The sequence below is a fragment of the Paracoccus pantotrophus genome (assembly GCF_008824185.1).
GTDB classification, from domain to species: Bacteria; Pseudomonadota; Alphaproteobacteria; order Rhodobacterales; family Rhodobacteraceae; genus Paracoccus; species Paracoccus pantotrophus.
In genome coordinates, this window is the sequence record NZ_CP044426.1 from 391,343 (window position 1) to 409,452 (window position 18,110).

19 protein-coding genes are annotated in these 18,110 nt (G+C 68.5%); 15 read left to right on the forward strand and 4 right to left on the reverse strand.

Translation table 11 applies throughout. The annotated features are described in order from the left end of the window. Positions 1-46 precede the first annotated feature (46 nt). Positions 47-208: a hypothetical protein gene (locus ESD82_RS21805; RefSeq protein WP_155984333.1), complete on the forward strand. Its 162-nt coding sequence runs from the start codon at positions 47-49 to the stop codon at positions 206-208. Between the two features lie 224 nt (positions 209-432). Next, positions 433-1,266, forward strand: a complete 834-nt coding sequence (locus ESD82_RS12370; RefSeq protein ID WP_024842904.1) for an urea carboxylase-associated family protein — start codon at positions 433-435, stop codon at positions 1,264-1,266. Positions 1,267-1,273: 7 nt separating this feature from the next. On the opposite strand, the gene ESD82_RS12375 is transcribed toward ESD82_RS12370, so the two are convergent. Continuing rightward, a complete protein-coding gene (locus ESD82_RS12375) occupies positions 1,274-1,966 on the reverse strand; it encodes a metal-dependent hydrolase (RefSeq protein WP_024842903.1) in 693 nt (230 codons plus the stop codon). Positions 1,967-2,097: 131 nt separating this feature from the next. On the opposite strand from ESD82_RS12375, the gene gatC reads away from it, so the two are divergent. From gatC to ESD82_RS12395, 4 genes are read left to right on the forward strand one after another with little or no spacing between them, the layout of a single operon-like run. Continuing rightward, positions 2,098-2,385 (forward strand): Asp-tRNA(Asn)/Glu-tRNA(Gln) amidotransferase subunit GatC, encoded by a 288-nt coding sequence (gene gatC / locus ESD82_RS12380; RefSeq protein ID WP_024842902.1) that lies wholly within the window; start codon positions 2,098-2,100, stop codon positions 2,383-2,385. After that, positions 2,382-3,863 carry an Asp-tRNA(Asn)/Glu-tRNA(Gln) amidotransferase subunit GatA gene (gene gatA / locus ESD82_RS12385; RefSeq protein WP_024842901.1) on the forward strand — a complete coding sequence of 494 codons (1,482 nt, stop codon included), beginning with the start codon at positions 2,382-2,384 and terminating at the stop codon, positions 3,861-3,863. Before gatC ends, gatA begins: the two co-directional genes overlap by 4 nt. Positions 3,864-3,883: 20 nt before the next feature. Next, positions 3,884-4,456 (forward strand): hypothetical protein, encoded by a 573-nt coding sequence (locus ESD82_RS12390; RefSeq protein WP_231486607.1) that lies wholly within the window; start codon positions 3,884-3,886, stop codon positions 4,454-4,456. Further along, positions 4,453-5,163: an N-acetylmuramoyl-L-alanine amidase gene (locus tag ESD82_RS12395; RefSeq protein WP_231486595.1), complete on the forward strand. Its 711-nt coding sequence runs from the start codon at positions 4,453-4,455 to the stop codon at positions 5,161-5,163. The genes ESD82_RS12390 and ESD82_RS12395 overlap by 4 nt, the downstream gene beginning before the upstream one ends. Here ESD82_RS12395 and rlmJ read toward each other — a convergent pair. From rlmJ to ESD82_RS22465, 3 genes are all read right to left on the reverse strand, one after another. Then, complete coding sequence (gene rlmJ / locus ESD82_RS12400) at positions 5,160-5,927, reverse strand: 23S rRNA (adenine(2030)-N(6))-methyltransferase RlmJ (RefSeq protein ID WP_028709913.1); 768 nt, start codon at positions 5,925-5,927, stop codon at positions 5,160-5,162. The two genes, ESD82_RS12395 and rlmJ, sit on opposite strands and share 4 nt — an antisense overlap. 639 nt (positions 5,928-6,566) lie before the next feature. Further along, on the reverse strand, positions 6,567-6,797 hold the full coding sequence (locus tag ESD82_RS12405) for a DUF1127 domain-containing protein (protein ID WP_024842899.1): 231 nt from the start codon (positions 6,795-6,797) through the stop codon (positions 6,567-6,569). 5 nt (positions 6,798-6,802) lie between these two features. Then, positions 6,803-6,925 (reverse strand): hypothetical protein, encoded by a 123-nt coding sequence (locus ESD82_RS22465; protein WP_256233523.1) that lies wholly within the window; start codon positions 6,923-6,925, stop codon positions 6,803-6,805. Positions 6,926-7,125: 200 nt separating this feature from the next. On the opposite strand from ESD82_RS22465, the gene ESD82_RS12410 reads away from it, so the two are divergent. The 9 genes from ESD82_RS12410 to murD all read left to right on the forward strand — a co-directional run bounded on the left by ESD82_RS12410 (position 7,126) and on the right by murD (position 17,978). Continuing rightward, a complete protein-coding gene (locus ESD82_RS12410) occupies positions 7,126-8,229 on the forward strand; it encodes an Mrp/NBP35 family ATP-binding protein (RefSeq protein ID WP_024842898.1) in 1,104 nt (367 codons plus the stop codon). Between the two features lie 637 nt (positions 8,230-8,866). After that, positions 8,867-9,376 (forward strand): division/cell wall cluster transcriptional repressor MraZ, encoded by a 510-nt coding sequence (gene mraZ / locus ESD82_RS12415; RefSeq protein WP_024842897.1) that lies wholly within the window; start codon positions 8,867-8,869, stop codon positions 9,374-9,376. 3 nt (positions 9,377-9,379) lie between these two features. Further along, positions 9,380-10,348, forward strand: coding sequence for a 16S rRNA (cytosine(1402)-N(4))-methyltransferase RsmH (gene rsmH, locus ESD82_RS12420; protein WP_147428209.1), 969 nt, complete (start codon positions 9,380-9,382; stop codon positions 10,346-10,348). Beyond that, positions 10,348-10,731 (forward strand): cell division protein FtsL, encoded by a 384-nt coding sequence (gene ftsL, locus ESD82_RS12425; RefSeq protein ID WP_147428208.1) that lies wholly within the window; start codon positions 10,348-10,350, stop codon positions 10,729-10,731. The genes rsmH and ftsL overlap by 1 nt, the downstream gene beginning before the upstream one ends. Continuing rightward, on the forward strand, positions 10,728-12,533 hold the full coding sequence (locus ESD82_RS12430) for a peptidoglycan D,D-transpeptidase FtsI family protein (RefSeq protein WP_024842894.1): 1,806 nt from the start codon (positions 10,728-10,730) through the stop codon (positions 12,531-12,533). Before ftsL ends, ESD82_RS12430 begins: the two co-directional genes overlap by 4 nt. Further along, positions 12,533-14,032, forward strand: coding sequence for a UDP-N-acetylmuramoyl-L-alanyl-D-glutamate--2,6-diaminopimelate ligase (locus ESD82_RS12435; RefSeq protein WP_374327619.1), 1,500 nt, complete (start codon positions 12,533-12,535; stop codon positions 14,030-14,032). The genes ESD82_RS12430 and ESD82_RS12435 overlap by 1 nt, the downstream gene beginning before the upstream one ends. After that, on the forward strand, positions 14,029-15,414 hold the full coding sequence (locus tag ESD82_RS12440; protein WP_147428207.1) for a UDP-N-acetylmuramoyl-tripeptide--D-alanyl-D-alanine ligase: 1,386 nt from the start codon (positions 14,029-14,031) through the stop codon (positions 15,412-15,414). The genes ESD82_RS12435 and ESD82_RS12440 overlap by 4 nt, the downstream gene beginning before the upstream one ends. Beyond that, positions 15,414-16,496, forward strand: coding sequence for a phospho-N-acetylmuramoyl-pentapeptide-transferase (gene mraY, locus ESD82_RS12445; RefSeq protein WP_024842891.1), 1,083 nt, complete (start codon positions 15,414-15,416; stop codon positions 16,494-16,496). Before ESD82_RS12440 ends, mraY begins: the two co-directional genes overlap by 1 nt. An 81-nt stretch (positions 16,497-16,577) precedes the next feature. After that, on the forward strand, positions 16,578-17,978 hold the full coding sequence (murD, locus tag ESD82_RS12450) for a UDP-N-acetylmuramoyl-L-alanine--D-glutamate ligase (protein WP_147428206.1): 1,401 nt from the start codon (positions 16,578-16,580) through the stop codon (positions 17,976-17,978). The last annotated feature ends 132 nt before the right edge of the window (positions 17,979-18,110 follow it).

The window sequence follows — 18,110 nt, forward strand, 5'->3', positions numbered from 1 at the left end:
TCTTTTCCGGCGGGGAAGAGCATCACTTCGACCCGGAGACCTTCGGATGAAAACCCTTGCCGAGACCCAAAAACCCAGTGCCAACCTGACCGTGCTGAAGCCGGCCAAGTCGGCAGACCGCGTGGCCCTGGCCGTGCTGGAGCAGATGTACGGCTATTTCAGCTTCGATCCGATGCCGATGGAAGCCGACATTCGCCAAGCCGCCTGAAGCGCGGCGCCTTGCCCGCTCGCGCGGGCCTTCCAGCGCGGCTTCCCGGCCGCGCTTTTGTCATTCCCGCAAGGCGTTTGCTGCGCGCTTTCTTGGGTATTTGGAGAACAGAGAAGCCAGGCCACATCTCCAGCTTCTCTGTTCTCCAAATACCCATGCGGCAGGGCGGAGAGGCGGGATGAGAGCGGCTTGCGATGCCACGGCCGCGCGCATAGCATCGCCCCATGACCTGCATCATTCCCGAAGACGCTGCCGAACGCCGGGCTGTCCGCCCGGTCATCTGCTATCCGAACGAGACGCTGCCCGATCCGAACCTGTCCGGTTTGCAGGCGCTGCGGCTGACGGCGCGCAAATCCGGCGAATGCCTGGTGCCCCCGCGCGAGGCGCGTTGCTTTCACGTCCCGGCCGGGCATTTCTTTCGCATCACCAGCGTCGAGGGGCCGCAGGTCGGCGATCTGAACCTGTGGTCCGCCGCCGATCCGCGTGAGCGGTTCTATTCCGGCAAGACCCGTGCCCTGCATGGCACGCATCTGACGCGCGGCCATCGCATGTGGTCCAGCTTTCCGCATCTGCGCCCGATGGCCACGGTGGTCGAGGATACGCTGGAATGGTATGGGATCGACGAATACGGCGCCTCGGTCCATGATGTGATCGGCACGCGCTGCGATCCCTATACCCATCGCCTGCTGAACGGGCAGGACTACCACCATTGCTGCCATTCCAACCTGGTCAATGCGCTGATGGCCGAGCTGGGCCTTTCGCGCCAGGAGGCCGAGCCCCTGGTGCATGACGTGCTGAACGTCTTCATGTGCACCGGCTTCACCCGCGACACCGGCCAGTATTTCATGAAGGCAAGCCCGGTGCGTCCGGGCGACCACATCGAGTTCTTCGCCGAGATCGACCTGATCGGCGGACTTTCGGCCTGTCCGGGCGGCGATTGCGGCAGCGAGCATTCCAGCGACGCCGCCGCCTGTCATCCGCTGCTGGTCGAGATCTTCGCGCCGGCCCGGCTTGCGGGGCGGGCAGAACCGGAACCCAGCACCTATCGCTGGCCCTGAGGGCGGGCTAGAGCGAGATCGGCCGCATCACCTCGGGTTCGATCACCTGCACGCCCGGCAGGCCGGCCTTCAGCGCCTCGGCATCCTGCGCCAGCAGCGGGAAGGTCTTGTAATGGCAGGGGATCACGGTCTTGAAGTCGAAATACTTCCGCGCCGCCCAGGCCGCCCGGTCCATGTCCATGGTGAAATGCCCGCCGGCGCAGAGGATGCCGATATCGGGCCGGTGATATTCGCCCATCCACGCCATGTCGGCCATGATGTCGGTATCGCCCGAGACATAGATCACATGGCCTTCGCCGGCGATCATGTAGCCCGACTCGTGCCCGGCATAGACCGGTCCCTCGTTGCCGTCGAAGGACGAGGAATGGCTGGCATTGACCATCGTCACCTTGGCGCCGCCCAGATCGACGGTGCCGCCCTTGTTGAAGCCGATGCCCTCGATGTCCTGATGCGTCTGCCAGGTGTTGATCAGGTCGTAGATGCCGACGACCGGGATCTTCAGCTCGCGCGCGATCGACAGCGTGTCGCCGGTATGGTCGCCATGGCCATGGGTCAGCAGGATATGGGTGGCGCCGCGGATCGCCTGGTCGCGGCTGCCCTCGGGGAACATCGGATTGCCGGACAGCCAGGGGTCGATCAGGATTACCGCCTGTTCTATCTCCAGCCGGAAGCCGGAATGGCCAAGCCAGGTCAGTTTCATGGGAGGGCTCCTTTTTCTTGCGTCGCCGCATCCTGCCAAGCCGGGCGGCGGGCGTAAAGTTCTGCCTGCGCGAGTGCTTGCCCCGCCCCGGCCGCCCCGGTAAAACCCGGCGCAAGCGAAAGGAGCCTCCCATGGCGATCACCGAGGACGAAGCCCGCAAGGTCGCGCATCTGGCGCGGATTGCGGTCAAGGACGCCGACCTGCCCGCGCTGGCGCAGGAGCTGAACGGCATCCTGCATTTCATGGAACAGCTGAACGAAGTCGATGTCGAAGGCGTCGAGCCGATGACCGGGGTCGAGCCGATGCGGCTCAAGCGGCGCGAGGACATCGTTACCGATGGCGAGATGCAGGATCTGATCCTGAAGAACGCGCCCGATGCGCGCGAGGGCTTCTTTGCCGTGCCGAAGGTGGTGGAATGAGCGACCTGAACAAATTGACCATCGCCGAGGCCCGCGACGGGCTGCGCAAAGGCGATTTCACCAGCACCGAGCTGACCGAGGCCTGCCTGGGCGCCATCGACGCCGCCGGCGCGCTGAACGCCTATTCTCACAAGACCCCGGAAAAGGCCCGCGAAATGGCAGCGGCGGCCGACAAGCGCATCGCCGCGGGCGACGCGCCCGCCATGTGCGGCATCCCGCTGGGCATCAAGGATCTGTTCTGCACCCGCGACGTGCCGTCGCAGGCTGCGAGCCGGATCCTGGAAGGCTTCCTGCCGCAATATGAATCGACGGTGACGCAGAACCTGTGGGATGCCGGCGCGGTCATGCTGGGCAAGCTCAGCATGGACGAATTCGCCATGGGCTCTTCCAACGAGAGTGCCTGCTACGGCCCGGTGGTCAACCCGTGGAAGGTCGACGACCGGCAGCTGACGCCGGGCGGTTCCTCGGGCGGTTCGGCGGCGGCGGTGGCGGCGGACCTGTGCCTGGCCGCGACCGGCACCGATACCGGCGGCTCGATCCGCCAGCCGGCGGCCTTCACCGGCACGGTGGGGCTGAAGCCGACCTATGGCCGGGTCAGCCGCTGGGGCGTCATCGCCTTTGCCAGCTCGCTGGACCAGGCCGGGCCGATGACGAAATCGGTGCGCGACGCGGCGATCATGCTGGGCGCCATGGCCTCGGTCGATGCCAAGGACTCGACCAGTGCCGAGCGCCCGGTGCCGGATTACGAGGCGGCGCTGACCGGCGACATCCGCGGGCGTCGCATCGGCATTCCGCGCGAATACCGCATGGAAGGCATGTCGGACGAGATCGACGCGCTCTGGCACCAGGCGGCCGAGATGCTGCGCGATGCCGGCGCCGAGGTGGTGGACATCACCCTGCCGCATACGAAATACGCGCTGCCGGCCTATTACGTCATCGCGCCGGCCGAGGCCTCGTCGAACCTCGCGCGCTATGACGGGGTGCGCTATGGCCGCCGCGCGAAGCTGGGCGCCGGCGACGGCGTGGTCGAGATGTATGAAAAGACCCGCGCCGAGGGCTTCGGCCCCGAGGTGCAGCGCCGGGTGATGATCGGCACCTATGTGCTGTCGGCGGGCTTCTACGACGCCTATTACAACCGCGCCCGCAAGGTCCGCGCGCTGATCAAGCGCGACTTCGACCAGGTCTTTGCCGATGGCATCGACGCGATCCTGACGCCCGCCACCCCCAGCGCCGCCTTTGGCCTGGGCGAGATGTCGGGCAAGGATCCGGTCGAGATGTATCTCAACGACGTCTTTACCGTCACGGTGAACCTGGCCGGACTGCCGGGGATTTCGGTGCCGGTGGGGCTGGACCGGCAGGGCCTGCCGCTGGGAATGCAGCTGATTGGCCGGCCCTGGGACGAAGGCGGGCTCTTGAACCTTGCGCAGGGCCTCGAATCTGCGGCAGGATTTGCGGCGAAGCCCTCGCGCTGGTGGTGAGCGGCCTCAAACCGGAGAGAATGATGCGGAACCTGGCGATCCTGGCCCTGCTTGGCCCCGTTCTTGCCCTGGCCGGCTGCGGCGAGAATACGGGCTGGAACCCGAATTACAGCGCCATGCACAATGGTTCGCCCTATGCGGAATACCTGCAGGCGCGCGAGGTCGCGCTGCATGGCAAGGGTCCGGTGCCCAAGGTGATCCCGATCGCCTTGCCGGCGCAGGCGCCCACCGCGGCCCAGATCGCCGGGACGGCAGCCAAGCCGCGCGCTTCGGCTGCCGCCCGTCCCGTGCCTGCCCCCGCCACAGCGTCTCCGCCGGCTGGGGCACCGGCGGCGGCTCAGGCCGCGACGCCCTCGCTGGTGCGTTATGCGCAGCAGGAAAGCCAGGCGCCGGGCACGCGCAAATACCAGCGCAGCGGCAGTTCCGAATCGGCGGCGGCGCGGGCCTGCCGCAGCTATGCCAGCGCCGACGTGGCGCAAAGCGCCTTCCTCGCGGCGGGGGGGCCGGTGATCGACCCGCGCGGGCTGGATCCTGACGGCGACGGTTTCGTTTGCGGCTGGGATCCGCGCCCGCTGCGCCAATCCGGGCTTTGAGCCCTTCGCCCAATCACGGCGACCGGCGCGGGCAGCGGCCCTCGCTGGTCGTGCTCCATTATACCGGCATGGCGGACGGGCCTTCGGCCCGCGCCCGGCTCTGCGACCCCGAGGCCGAGGTCAGCGCGCATTGGCTGGTCCATGAGGACGGGACGACCGAGGCGCTCGTCCCCGAGGATCGCCGCGCCTGGCACGCGGGCGCCGGCTCCTGGCAGGGGCGCGAGGACGTCAATTCGCGCAGCATCGGCATCGAGCTGGTCAATCCCGGCGACCGTCCCTTTCCCGAGCCGCAGATGGCGGCGCTGGAGAGGCTGCTGGGCGCCATCATGGCGCGCTGGTCCATCGGGCCCGAGGGCGTGATCGCCCATTCCGACATGGCGCCGGGGCGCAAGATCGACCCCGGCCCGCGCTTCGACTGGCGCCGGCTGGCCTTGCAGGGGTTGGCGGTCTGGCCGGATGGATCGGGCGCCGACCTGTCCTTGGCCGAGAGCCTGTCCCGCATCGGCTATCCGGACGAACCGGCGCGGCTTGCCGCCTTCCGCCTGCGTTTCCGCCCCTGGGCCGACGGCCCCGAGGACGAAACCGACCGGCGCATGGCCGCGGCGCTGGCCTGTTCCTGGCTTCTTCCTTGTCCAAATATCCCGCAGGGGGAGGCCGCCGCGTCTGCGGCGGGCGGGGGACGCGAAGTCCCCCCTTCACGGCCCTAGAACAGCGCCTCGATCCGCCGGGCCTCCTCGGCCAGGCCGTAAGGCGGGTTCAGCACCACCATGCCCGAGCCGATCATGCCATGGCCCGGCCGTGCCGGCGGGAACCGCAGCTCGGACAGCAGCGCCTCGGGATGGTTGCGGCGCAGCGCCTCGACCATGGGCGCATGGCGGAGATCGGCCAGGATCGGATACCACAGCGCGATCACGCCGACATTCCACTTGCGCGCCAGCTGGGCGACATGGCGCGGGATGGCGTCGTAATCGGCCTTGACCTCATAGCTCGGGTCGATCAGCAGCAACCCGCGCCGCGGCATGGGCGGGCAGATCGCCTGCGCCATCTGGAACCCGTCCTGCCGGTGCAGATGCGCAAAGCCCGCGACCTCGGCCAGGGCCGCGTGTTCGGCCGGGTGCAGCTCGGCCAGATGCGCCACGTCGCCCGGCCGCAGGAAATGCCGCGCGATCAGCGGCGAGCCGGGATAGGCCGTGGCGCCATGGCGGGCACGCACCGCGTCCAGGGCAAGGCGCAGCGGGTGATCCGCGGCCAGCCAATCCTCGGACAGGGCGCGGGTGATGCCCGCCGCTGCCTCGCCGGTCTTTTCGGCCTCGGGTGCTGCCAGGTCGTAGAGCCCGCGCCCGGCATGGGTTTCCAGATAGCTCAGCGGCTTGGGCTTGGCGGTCAGATAGGCCAGCATCCAGGCCAGCAGCGCGTGCTTGTGCAGGTCGGCCAGGTTTCCGGCGTGATAGGCGTGCTGATAGGACAACATGTCCCGCGATTAACCCGATGGCCCGGAAATGAAAAGCGGCGGTGCCCAGGGAGGAGGAGGGGGCACCGCCGCGCAACGCTGGCCCAGGGAGGAGGAGGGGCCGCGTATGGGGCGCGGCAATGGCAGGGAGGAGGAGGCCATTACCGCGTGCTGCCGGTCCCAGGGAGGAGGAGAGGACCGTCGCATTCCGTTCCGCCTTGCGGCGGTGTTTTGGCGGCGCCCTCCAGGGAGGAGGAGGGGAGGGCGCCGCGCAGAACGGGAAGCCCAGGGAGGAGGGGGCTTCGCCGTGTCGGTTTGGCGGCGCCTCCGGGAGGAGGAGAGAGGCTGCCGCCGGACCGCGAGACCCAGGGAGGAGGAGGGGTCTCGCCGTATAGGGTGCGGCAATGGCGGGGAGGAGGAGGCCATTACCGCGTGCTGACGGTCCCAGGGAGGAGGAGAGGACCGTCGCATTCCGTTCCGCCTTGCGGCGGTATTCTTGGCGGCATCCCCAGGGAGGAGGGGGAGCCGCCTGCACCGTGAAGCCCAGGGAGGAGGAGAGGCTTCACCGTATCTGGCGGCGGCATCCTCAGGGAGGAGGAGGGAGGATGCCGCCTGAACCCGGACCCAAGGGAGGAGGAGTGGGTCGGGTGTTCTATTCGCTTACTTCGTGCCCCAGGCGGCTTCGTAAGCCACGCTGCGGATATTGCTGCGGCTCAGCCCCAGATCGGCCAGTTCGCGGTTGGACAGCTCGCCCAGTTCGCGCAGGGTCTGGCGATAGACCGCCCGGCGGGCCATGTGGTCACGCAGATTGGCCACGAATTTCGCGATCGCGCCGTTGCCGGCGATGTCGTTGCGGTGCATACCGCCATGGATCAGATCGAGAACAGCCATTTCATTCACTCTTTCGTCTTGCGGATGGCGCGGTCGGTTTTCCCTGTCGCGCTGTTGAGACGAACATGGGCCCTTTTCTGCATCTGCACAATGGCTGCGGGCGAGATGCTGCTATGCAGAATCGGCATGGCTGTTTCTGGGCTTCGGGGTCAACTCGTTAATAATCCGTGAATTTTTCAGGCCTTTTACAAGCTCGATCAAGTTTCTCTAGCGGATCGGTCGTATTTTACGCGGGGTCACAGGGGGTTAGCGTTATCAGCCCGCAAGCCCGGCTTGCCCATCCCCGCGCGAATTGCGATGCTGCGGGCGCTTTGATGCGGGGGTAGCCATGACCATCTCACGGGAACGTGTGCTTGCGGAACTTGCCCAGATCGCGGTTCCGGGCGGCGGCAACCTGGTTTCTGCCGATCTGGTGCGTGCGCTCAACGTCGAATCGGGCGTGGTGCGATTCGTCATCGAGGCGGCGGATGCCGGTTCCGCCCGCGCGCTGGCCCCGGTCGAGGCCGAGGCGCAGCGCCGGCTTTCCGCCCTGCCGGGGGTCGAGAAGGTGCAGATCGTCACCACCGCCCCCGCCGCACCGCGCGGCGCGGCGCCGCAGGTTGCGGCGCGCTCGGGCGGCGAGGCGCCGCCCAGTCTCAAGATCGGCCGCCACCCGACGCCCCAGGCGGGGCCGGCCCCGGTCAGCGGCGTGGCACGGATCCTGGCCATCGGCTCGGGCAAGGGCGGGGTCGGGAAATCCACGCTGACCTCGAACCTGGCGGTGGCGCTGGCGCGCAAGGGGCGGCGGGTCGGGCTGCTGGATGCGGATATCTACGGCCCCTCGCAGCCGCGGATGCTGGGCCTGACCGGGCAGCGCCCGACCAGCGACGGCCAGATGATCGAGCCGCTGCACGCCCATGGCGTGACCGTCATGTCGCTGGGCCTGATGATGAAGGAAGGCGAGGCCGTGGTCTGGCGCGGCCCGATGCTGATGGGCGCGCTGCAGCAGATGCTGAACCAGGTGAAATGGGGCGAGCTGGACGTGCTGCTGGTCGACCTGCCGCCCGGCACTGGCGACGTGCAGCTGTCCTTGTGCCAGAAGGCGCAGGTCAGCGGGGCGATCATCGTCTCGACCCCGCAGGACGTGGCGCTGATCGACGCCCGTCGCGCCATCGACATGTTCGGCAAGCTCCAGACCCCGGTGCTGGGGCTGGTCGAGAACATGTCCACCTATATCTGCCCGAATTGCGGCCATGAGGCGCATCTGTTCGGCCATGGCGGCGTCGCTGCCGAGGCGGCGGCGCTGGGGCTGCCCTTCCTGGGCGAGATCCCGCTGAACCTCGACCTGCGGCTTGCGGGCGATGCCGGCACGCCGATCGCGGCCGGTGACGGCCCGGCGGCGCAATCCTTCGCCCGGCTGGCCGAGCGCCTGATCGCCGGCGGCATGGCCTGACCCGGCCTTTCGGACCCGTTCGGGAAATCACGGGAACGGGTCCGGGAAAACATGGGAATGGGTCCCGGATTCCGAATCACCGCGGCGTGAGTGCTTGTGAAGGCCAGCCGAATCCGCAAGCTTTCGTCCTTTTCGGTGGAAGAATCGCCGCTTGAGGGGAGCTTGGGGGACGATTCCGGGAAATGGTGGGATTTATTTGCCACATCCCGCCAGCATACCATATTTAGTGTCTCCTTTATCCCTGCATCCGATACCTTCCCCTCTTGTCGCGCGGTTGTGAATTTGTTCGCGCCGTGTTCGCCGGCAAGAGCCCGCCTGTGCTGGTGCCGCGACCAAACAAATCCATTGCGTCCCATGAAATCCCATGGCATCCCTTGGTTCACGGAACGGGCTCAAGGGGCAGCAAGACCCCAAAGGCGACAAGCAGCTTTCATACAGGCAACCCGTTTCCGAACGACCCCTGCGGCGCGCGAGCAGCACCTCCCCCAGGTGGCGCGAAACGCAGGGCGCGATCCCCGAAACTACGGGGCCCAGAGATGGGAACGAGGGCGGCGGATCGGGCAGTGGCAGCAGCCCGGTCCGCCTTTCCTTTTCGGCAAGACCGGAAAGGTCGGGACAGTGAAAGGAGGGCGCGCCCTTGGCACGCCGTTTCAGAGGGTCGGAAGAGGTCAAGGTGGACGCGAAGGGCCGCGTTTCCATCCCGGCCAAGTTCCGCCGGGTCTTTGAAGCCTCCGATCCCGACTGGCAGGCCGGCAAGCGCGCGCAACTGGTCATCGTCTACGGCACCCGCGACTGGAACTGGCTGCAGCTTTTCACCATCGAGGCGATGGAGGAGATCGAAGAGGGCATCGCCCGCATGCCGCGCGGCTCGGCCGCCCGCAACCTCCTGGAAAACATCTACCAGGGCCATGCCGACGAGGCCGAGATCGACGGCGACGGCCGCCTGGTCCTGCCGCAGAAGCTGCGCGAGAAGATCGGCCTGACCGACAGCGCCTTCTTCATCTCGGCCGGCGACAGCCTGAAGGTCTGGACCCCCGAGGCCTATGCCGAGGAAGAACGCGCGCTGGAGGCCCGCGTGCCGGAACTGGAGCCGGGCGCCGATCCGCTGTCGCTGCTGGCCCCCGCCGCGGCGAAGGACGAGGGCTAGGGCATGGCCGAGGCGCCGCATATCCCCGTCCTGCTTGGCCCGCTGTTGCGGGCCGTTCAGCCTGTGCAGGGCACCTGGGTCGACGGCACCTTCGGCGCCGGCGGCTATGCCCGCGGCCTGCTGGAACAGGGCGCCGACCGGGTGATCGGCATCGACCGCGACCCGGCGGTCTTTCGCATGGCCGAAGCCTGGGCGGGCGAATACGGCGACCGGCTGCGGCTGGTCCAGGGCACGTTCTCGGACCTCGACAGGCTGGCCGGCGGGCCGGTCGACGGCGTGGTGCTGGACCTGGGCGTCAGCTCGATGCAGCTCGACCAGCCCGAGCGCGGCTTTTCCTTTCTGCGCGACGGCCCCCTGGACATGCGCATGGGCGGCGACGGTCCCTCGGCGGCCGACCTGCTGAACACGGCGCCCGAGCAGGTCATCGCCGACGTGCTGTATCTTTACGGCGAGGAACGCGCCTCGCGCCGCATCGCCAAGGCCATCGTCGCTGCCCGGCCGCTGAGCCGCACTGGCCAGCTTTCGGACATCGTTGCCGGCTGCCTGCCGCGGCCGAAGCCGGGACAGAGCCACCCCTCGACCCGCGCCTTCCAGGCGATCCGCATCTGGGTGAACGACGAATTCGGCCAGCTGGTCGCCGGGCTTGCCGCGGCCGAACGGGCGCTGCGGCCGGGCGGCAAGCTGGCCGTGGTCAGTTTCCACTCGCTCGAGGATCGCATCGTCAAGCGGTTCATGCAGGCGCGCTCGAACAGCGCTGGCGGCGGCAGCCGCTACGCGCCCGAGGCCGCGCGCGAGGAGCCGGCCTTCACGCTGCCCTTCCGCCGAGCCATCGGCGCCGACGAGGCCGAACTGGCGGCGAATCCGCGCGCGCGCTCGGCGCTTTTGCGCGTCGGCATCCGCACCGCGGCGCCGGCTGGCCGGGTCGATCCGGCGGCCCTGGGCCTGCCGCTGCTGTCCGAAAGGGGGGCGTAATGCGTTCGGTGCTTTACCTTCTGACCGCGCTTTCGGTGATGGGTCTGGCCTTCTGGGCCTATCGCGAGAACTATCGCACCCAGGCCGCCATCAGCGAGATGAGCGACATCCAGCGCCAGATCGGCCGGCTGCGCGAGGATCTGGGCGTGCTGCGCGCGGAATGGGCCTATCTGAACCGGCCCGAGCGCCTGCGCCAGCTGGTCGACCTGAATTTCGAGCGGCTGAAGCTGGTGCCCTTCGGCTCCGACCAGTTCGTGGACGTGGGGCAGGTGGCCTTCCCGGCGCCCAAGCTGTTCCAGCCCGCCCCCGGCACGGATGCCGACCTGCCGGTCGAACGTCCCGCCGGCTTCCCGCCCCGCAGACCACAGGAGAGCACGCCATGATCCGCACCCCGCTGCGCCCGCTGGCCCGCATCCTTCGCGCCCGCGAAACCGGCGAGAATCCCGATGCCATCGAGGCCGCGAACCGCGCCCAGAGACATGCCGCGATCCAGGAAAGCGCGCGCGGCAGCGCCCGCACCCGGCTGTTCTTCATGTCCTGCGCCTTCGCGCTGGCCTTTGGCACCGTGGGCGCAAAGATGGGCGTGCTGGCCGCCAGCCAGCCCAGCGAACCGCGGGTGCAGACCACCGGCGCGCAGATCATCTCGCAACGCGCCGACATCACCGACCGGCACGGCCGGGTTCTGGCCACCAACCTGCTGACCCATTCGCTTTACGCCCATCCGCAGCAGATGGTCGAGCCCGAGCGCGCGGCGCGCGAACTGGTCCGCATCTTCCCCGACCTGGATATCGAGCGGCTCAACAAGGATTTCACCGGCAAGCGCACCTTCGTCTGGATCAAGAAGAAGATCAGCCCCGAGCAGATGCAGGCCGTCCATGACATCGGCGAGCCGGGCCTGCTGTTCGGCCCGCGCGAGATGCGGCTTTACCCGAACGGCCATATCGCCGCCCATATCCTTGGCGGCGCCACCTTCGGCAAGGAGGACGTGGCGAGCGCCGAGGTCGTCGGCGTCGCCGGCGTCGAAAAGGCCTTCGACCACTGGCTGCGCGATCCGGCCAATGACGGCGCGCCGCTGGCGCTGTCGCTGGACCTGACCGTCCAGGCCGCCATGGAGGAGGTGCTGGGCAACGGCATGAAGGTCATGAACGCCAAGGGCGCCACCGGCATCCTGATGGAGGTCAAGACCGGCGAGATCCTCGCCATGGCCAGCCTGCCCGATTTCGACCCCAACGACCGGCCGCGGCCGCTGCTCAAGGGCGATCCCTCGGACAGCCCGCTGTTCAACCGCGCGGTGCAGGGGCAATACGAGCTGGGTTCGACCTTCAAGATCTTCCCGGTGGCGCAGGCCATCGACCTCAAGCTGGTCAGCCCGGCCACGATGATCAACGCCAAGGCGCCGATGAAGATCGGCAAATACCTGATCAACGAGTTCCGCGGCCATAATTACGGCACGCTTTCGGTGACGGACATCATCGTGAAGTCCTCGAACGTCGGCACCGTCCGCGTGGCCCAGCTGCTGGGCGCCGAGCGGCAGAGGGATTTCCTGGAAAAGCTGGGCTTCTTCGAGCCGACCCCGATCGAGATGAGCGAGGCGCCGACCGGCAAGCCGCTGGTGCCGAAACGCTGGCCGGCCGTGACCTCGGCCACCGTGGCCTTCGGGCACGGGCTGGCGGCCAGCCCGCTGCATCTGGCCGCGGCCTATGCGACTGTCGCGAATGGCGGCAAGCGGGTGATGCCGACGCTGATTCACGACCGCCGCCCGCGCGGCGGCGAGCAGGTGCTGTCGTCCGAGGCCGCGCATATCGCCGTGCAGATGCTGCGCCAGGTCGTCGTCCGCGGCAGCGGCCGCAGCGCCAATGTCGAGGGCTACGAGGTCGCGGGCAAGACCGGCACCGCCGACAAGCCGCGCCCGACGGGGGGCTATTACGGCAACAAGGTGGTCTCGACCTTCGCCTCGGTATTCCCGGCCAGCGATCCGCAATATGTGCTGGTGCTGTCGCTGGACGAGCCCTCGACCATCGGTCCCGGCGGAGAAAGCCGGACCGCGGGCGCCACCTCGGCCCCGGTAGCGGCCGAGGTGATCCGCCGCGTTGCGCCGCTGCTGGGCCTGCGTCCCAGCACGGAAACGCAGCTGCCGATGGTTGAACGGCCTTTGCCGGATCGGCTAAAGCTCGTCTCGAACTGATGAGCGGAGGCTTCGTGACCGAGCGGGCGATGCGGCTGTCCCTTCTGGGGCTGAGGGGGGACAAGGGGCGCGACCCCGAGATAACGGGTCTTGCCGTCGATTCGCGGCAGGTCAGGCCGGGCCATCTGTTCGCGGCGCTGCCGGGCTCGGCCGCGCATGGGGGCGAGTTCATCCAATATGCGCTGCGCCAGGGGGCGGGCGCGATCCTGACCGACCGCAAGGGGGCCGAGATCGCCGCCGAGGTGCTGGCGGGTGCCGATGCCGCGCTGGTCGTGGCCGAGGATCCCCGCGCCGCGCTGGCCGGAGCCGCCGCACTGTGGTTCGCTGCCCAGCCCGAGACCATGGTCGCCGTCACCGGCACCTCGGGCAAGACCTCGGTCGCGACCTTCACCCGGCAGATCTGGCAGGCGCTGGGGCACAGGGCGATCAGCCTGGGCACCATGGGGGTGCAGGGCGACTACCAGGCCAAGCTGGCCCATACCACGCCCGAGCCGATCACCCTGCACCGGGTGCTGGCCGAGGCGGCGGAAGCGGGCGTCACCCATGCGGCGATGGAGGCCAGTTCGCACGGGCTTGACCAGCGCCGGCTGGACGGGGTGCGGCTGAAGGCCGGCGCATTCACCAATTTCAGCCAGGACCACCTGGATTATCACAAGGACTTCGACGAATATTTCGCCGCCAAGGCGCTGCTTTTCGATCACCTGCTGGACGAGGGCGCCGGGGCGGTCGTCAATATCGACGACCCGCGCGGCCGGCAGATGGCGCAGATCGCGCGCGAACGCGGCCTGGCGCTGATGAGGGTCGGTAAGGACGGGTCGGCCGACCTGCGCATCCTTGGGCAACGCTACGATGCCACCGGCCAGGATCTGCGCTTCAGCTTCCGCGGGCAGGCGCATCTGGTGCGGCTGGCGCTGATCGGCGGCTTCCAGGCGGAAAACGTTCTGGCCGCCGCCGGCCTGGCCATCGCCGCCGGAGACGAGGCGGCGCGGGTGATCGAGACCCTGCCCGGCCTGACCACGGTGCGCGGCCGCATGGAACTGGCGGCGGTGCGGGAAAACGGCGCGGCGGTCTTCGTCGATTACAGCCACAAGCCCGGCGCCTTGGCCTCGGCCCTGCAAAGCCTGCGCCCGCATGTCATGGGCCGCATCATCGTGGTCTTCGGCGCCGGCGGCGACCGCGACCGCCTGAAGCGCCCGCTGATGGGCGAGGCGGCGCGGCAATTCGCCGACCTGGTCTATGTGACCGACGACAACCCCCGCAGCGAAGACCCGGCCGCGATCCGCGCCGAGGTGCTGGCCGGCGCCGGTCCCGATGCCATCGAGGTCGGCGACCGCGCCGAGGCGATCCTGCGCGGCGTCGATGCCTTGCAGCCCGGCGATGCGCTGCTGATCGCCGGCAAGGGCCACGAGACCGGCCAGATCATCGGCAACGACGTTTATCCCTTCGACGATGCCGAGCAGGCCTCGGTGGCCGTCGCGGCGCTGGATGGCAAGATATGACGCTCTGGACCTCGCAGGATGCCGTCGCCGCGACCGGCGGCCGCGCCACCCGCGACTTCGCGGTCACGGGCGTTTCCATCGACACGCGGACGATCCGGCCGGGCGATCTGTTCATCGCCCTGCAAGCGGCCCGCGACGGCCACGATTTCGTCGCCCAGGCCTTGCAGAAGGGCGCCGGCGCCGCGCTGGTCAGCCGCATCCCCCATGGCGTTGCCGACGATGCCCCGCTGTTGGTCGTTCCCGATGTCCTGCCGGCGCTGGAGGCACTTGGCCGCGCCGGCCGCGCCCGGATGGGCGGCAAGGTCATCGCCATCACCGGCTCGGTCGGCAAGACCTCGACCAAGGAGATGGCGCGCATCGCGCTGGCCGGGCAGGGGCAAATCCATGCGGCCGAGGCCAGCTACAACAACCATTGGGGCGTGCCGTTGACGCTGGCGCGCATGCCCCAGGACACCGATTTCGCCATCATCGAGATCGGCATGAACCATCCGGGCGAGATCGAGCCGCTGGCCCGCCTCGCCCGCCCGCATGTCGCCATGATCACCACCGTCGCCGCAGCGCATCTGGAAGCCTTCGGCGCCATCGAGGGCATCGCCCGCGAGAAGGGCGCGATCTTCCGCGGGCTGATCCAGCCGGGCACCGCCATCCTGCCCGAAGATCTGCCTGTCACCCAGATTCTGCGCGACTGCGCGGATGAAGCGGGCGCCATCGTCATCGGTTTCGGCCAGCAGGGCATGGCCCGGCCGCTGACAGCCGAGACCGCGGACGGCGCGACCCGGGTCCGCGCCCGCGTGCTGGGCGAGGCGGTGGATTTCACCCTGGCAACGGCCGGCACGCATTTCGTCATGAACGCGGTCGGCGTTCTGGCGGCGCTCTCGGCCGCGGGGGCCGACCTGGCGCAGGCGGCGGCACGCCTTTCCGACTGGCGCCCGCCGCTGGGCCGCGGCGCGGTCGAGGATCTGGGTGGCATCCGGCTGATCGACGATGCCTATAACTCCAACCCCACCTCGCTTTCGGCCGGGCTTGCGACGCTGGCGCGGCTGACCGGCGGGCGCCGGGTGGCGATCCTGGGCGACATGCTGGAACTGGGGCCCGACGAGATCGCGCTCCATGCCGGCATGGCCGCGGATCCCGCCATGGAGGCGGTGGACCTGGTCCATACCGCCGGCCCGCGCATGCGCGCCCTGCACGAGGCGCTGCCTCAGGCCCGTCGCGGGCAGCATGCCGAGAGTGCCGCCGAACTGGCCGAGCGCGCCCGGGAGCTGGTCGCGCCCGGCGATATCGTGCTCGTGAAGGGTTCGAAGTCCTCCAAGGTCTCGACGGTGGTTGACGCGCTGCGGCGGACGCGCCAAAGCACGACGCCTGGCGAAAGGACAGCGTAATGCTCTATTGGCTCACGAACCTCTCCGACGGCGGGGATTTCTTCAACCTTTTCCGCTATATCACCTTCCGCGCCGGGGGCGCCTTCTTCACGGCGCTGCTCTTCGGCTTCTTCTTCGGCCGGCCGCTGATCGACCTCTTGCGCCGCAAGCAGAAAAAGGGCCAGCCGATCCGCGACGACGGGCCGGAAAACCATTTCTCCAAGGCCGGCACCCCGACCATGGGGGGGCTCTTGATCCTGGCCGCACTGACCATCGGCACATTGCTCTGGGCGCGGCTCGACAACGGCTATGTCTGGATCGTGCTGCTGGTCACGCTGGGCTTCGCCGCCATCGGCTTTGCCGACGACTATGCCAAGGTCACGAAGCAGCATCACGCGGGGCTCTCGGGCAAGGTGCGGCTGCTGATCGGGCTTGGCATCGCCGCCGCCGCCGGCGCGGCGGCCGCCTGGGCCCATCCGGCGGCGCTAAGCGGCGAACTGGCGCTGCCCTTCTTCAAGGATGCGCTGATCAACCTGGGCCTGCTCTACGTGCCCTTCGCGGTGCTGGTTATCCTGGGCGCGGCCAATGCGGTGAACCTGACCGACGGGCTGGACGGGCTGGCGATCATGCCGGTGATGATCGCCGCGGGCAGCTTCGCGGTGATCGCCTATATGGTCGGCAACGCGAATTTCGCCAATTACCTGGGCGTGCATTTCGTGCCCGGCACCGGCGAGCTTGCGGTCTTCGTCGCGGCGCTGATCGGCGGCGGGCTGGGTTTCCTGTGGTATAACGCCCCCCCCGCCGCGGTCTTCATGGGCGATACCGGCAGCCTCGCGCTCGGCGGCGCGCTGGGCGCCATCGCGGTGGTCACCAAGCACGAGATCGTCCTGGCCATCGTCGGCGGGCTTTTCGTGGTCGAGGCGCTCAGCGTCATCATCCAGGTGCTCTATTTCAAGCGCACCGGCAAGCGCGTCTTCCTGATGGCCCCGATCCACCACCATTTCGAGAAGAAGGGCTGGGGCGAGGCGCAGATCGTCATCCGCTTCTGGATCATCGCGCTGATCCTGGCGCTGATCGGGCTTGCGACGCTGAAGCTGCGCTGACAGGCTTTCTCCGTTTTCCAAATACCCTCGGGGGGTCCGGGGGGCGAAGCGCCCCCGGCCTGCCACAGCGAAGGAAACAGCATGATCCCGGTCCAGGGCGTCGAGAACCAGACCATCGCCGTGCTCGGCCTCGGCCGCTCGGGCCGCGCCACCGCCGCCGCGCTCGCTGCCGGCGGCGCCCATGTCGTCGCCTGGGACGACGGTGTCGATACGCGCGAACAGGCCCAAGCCGACGGGCTGCGCCTTCTCGACCTGACCCGCGACCAGAACTGGGACGGCATCGCCGCGCTGATTGCCAGCCCCGGCATCCCGCATCTCTACCCCAAGCCGCATCCGGTCATCGCGACGGCCTATGCGCTCGGCGTGCCGGTCGACAACGACATCGGCCTGTTCTTCCGCAGCTTCGCTACCGCGGAATGGGAACGCTTCGACACCATCCCGCGCGTCATCGCCGTCACGGGCTCGAACGGCAAGTCCACCACCACGGCGCTGATCCACCACATCCTGAAGGAGGCTGGCCGCCCGACCCAGGTCGGCGGCAATATCGGCACCGGCGTCTTGTCGCTGGAACCCGCCCATGACGGCGAGGTGGTGGTGCTGGAGCTTTCCAGCTACCAGACCGACCTCGCCCGCGCCCTGACCCCCGATGTCGCGGTGTTCACCAATCTCTCGCCCGACCATCTCGACCGCCATGGCGGGCTGGGCGGCTATTTCGCCGCCAAGCGCCGGCTTTTCGCCGAGGGCGGACCAGACCGCGCCGTGATCGGCGTCGACGAGCCCGAGGGCCGCTATCTTGCCGGCCAGCTCGCCATGGCCGCTTCGGACGACCGGGTGATCCGCATCTCCTCGGGGCAGAAGCTCGACCGTTTCGGCTGGTCGGTCTTTGCCCGCAAGGGCTTCCTTTCGGAATACCGCAAGGGCCGCCAGGTCGCCGCGATCGACTTGCGCGAGGTCAGGGGCCTGCCGGGCGAGCACAACCACCAGAACGCCTGCGCCGCCTATGCCGCGGCCCGCGCCGTCGGCATCGCGCCGCGCGAGATCGAGCGCGCCTTCCACAGCTTCGAAGGGTTGCCGCATCGCAGCCAGACAGTCGCCGAGATCGGCGGCGTGGCCTGGGTCAACGACAGCAAGGCCACCAATGTCGATGCCGCCGCCAAGGCGCTGGCCGCCTTCCCGCGCATCCGCTGGATCGCCGGCGGCATGGGCAAGGATGGCGGCATCGAGGCGCTGGCCCCCTTCCTCGGCAATGTCACCAAGGCCTATCTGATCGGCCATTCCGCCCGCGACTTCGCGCTGCAGATCGGCCAGACCCCCTATGAGATCGCCGAAACCATGGAGCAGGCCGTCGCCCGCGCCGCAGCCGAGGCCCAGCCGGGCGAGACCGTGCTGCTCGCCCCTGCCGCCGCCAGCTTCGACCAATACCCCAACTTCGAGAAACGCGGCGAGCATTTCACCGCCCTGGTCAAGGCGCTGCAAGGCTGATCTTCACCGTTTCCCAAATTCTCACGCTCCAGGGCTGCCAGGCGCGGCGCGTGCAGGACATGGCGAGGATCTCATCATGCCGATCAGGGCACGGCACCCGGCTTCTTCGTTCCTTAAATACCCATGGAACCG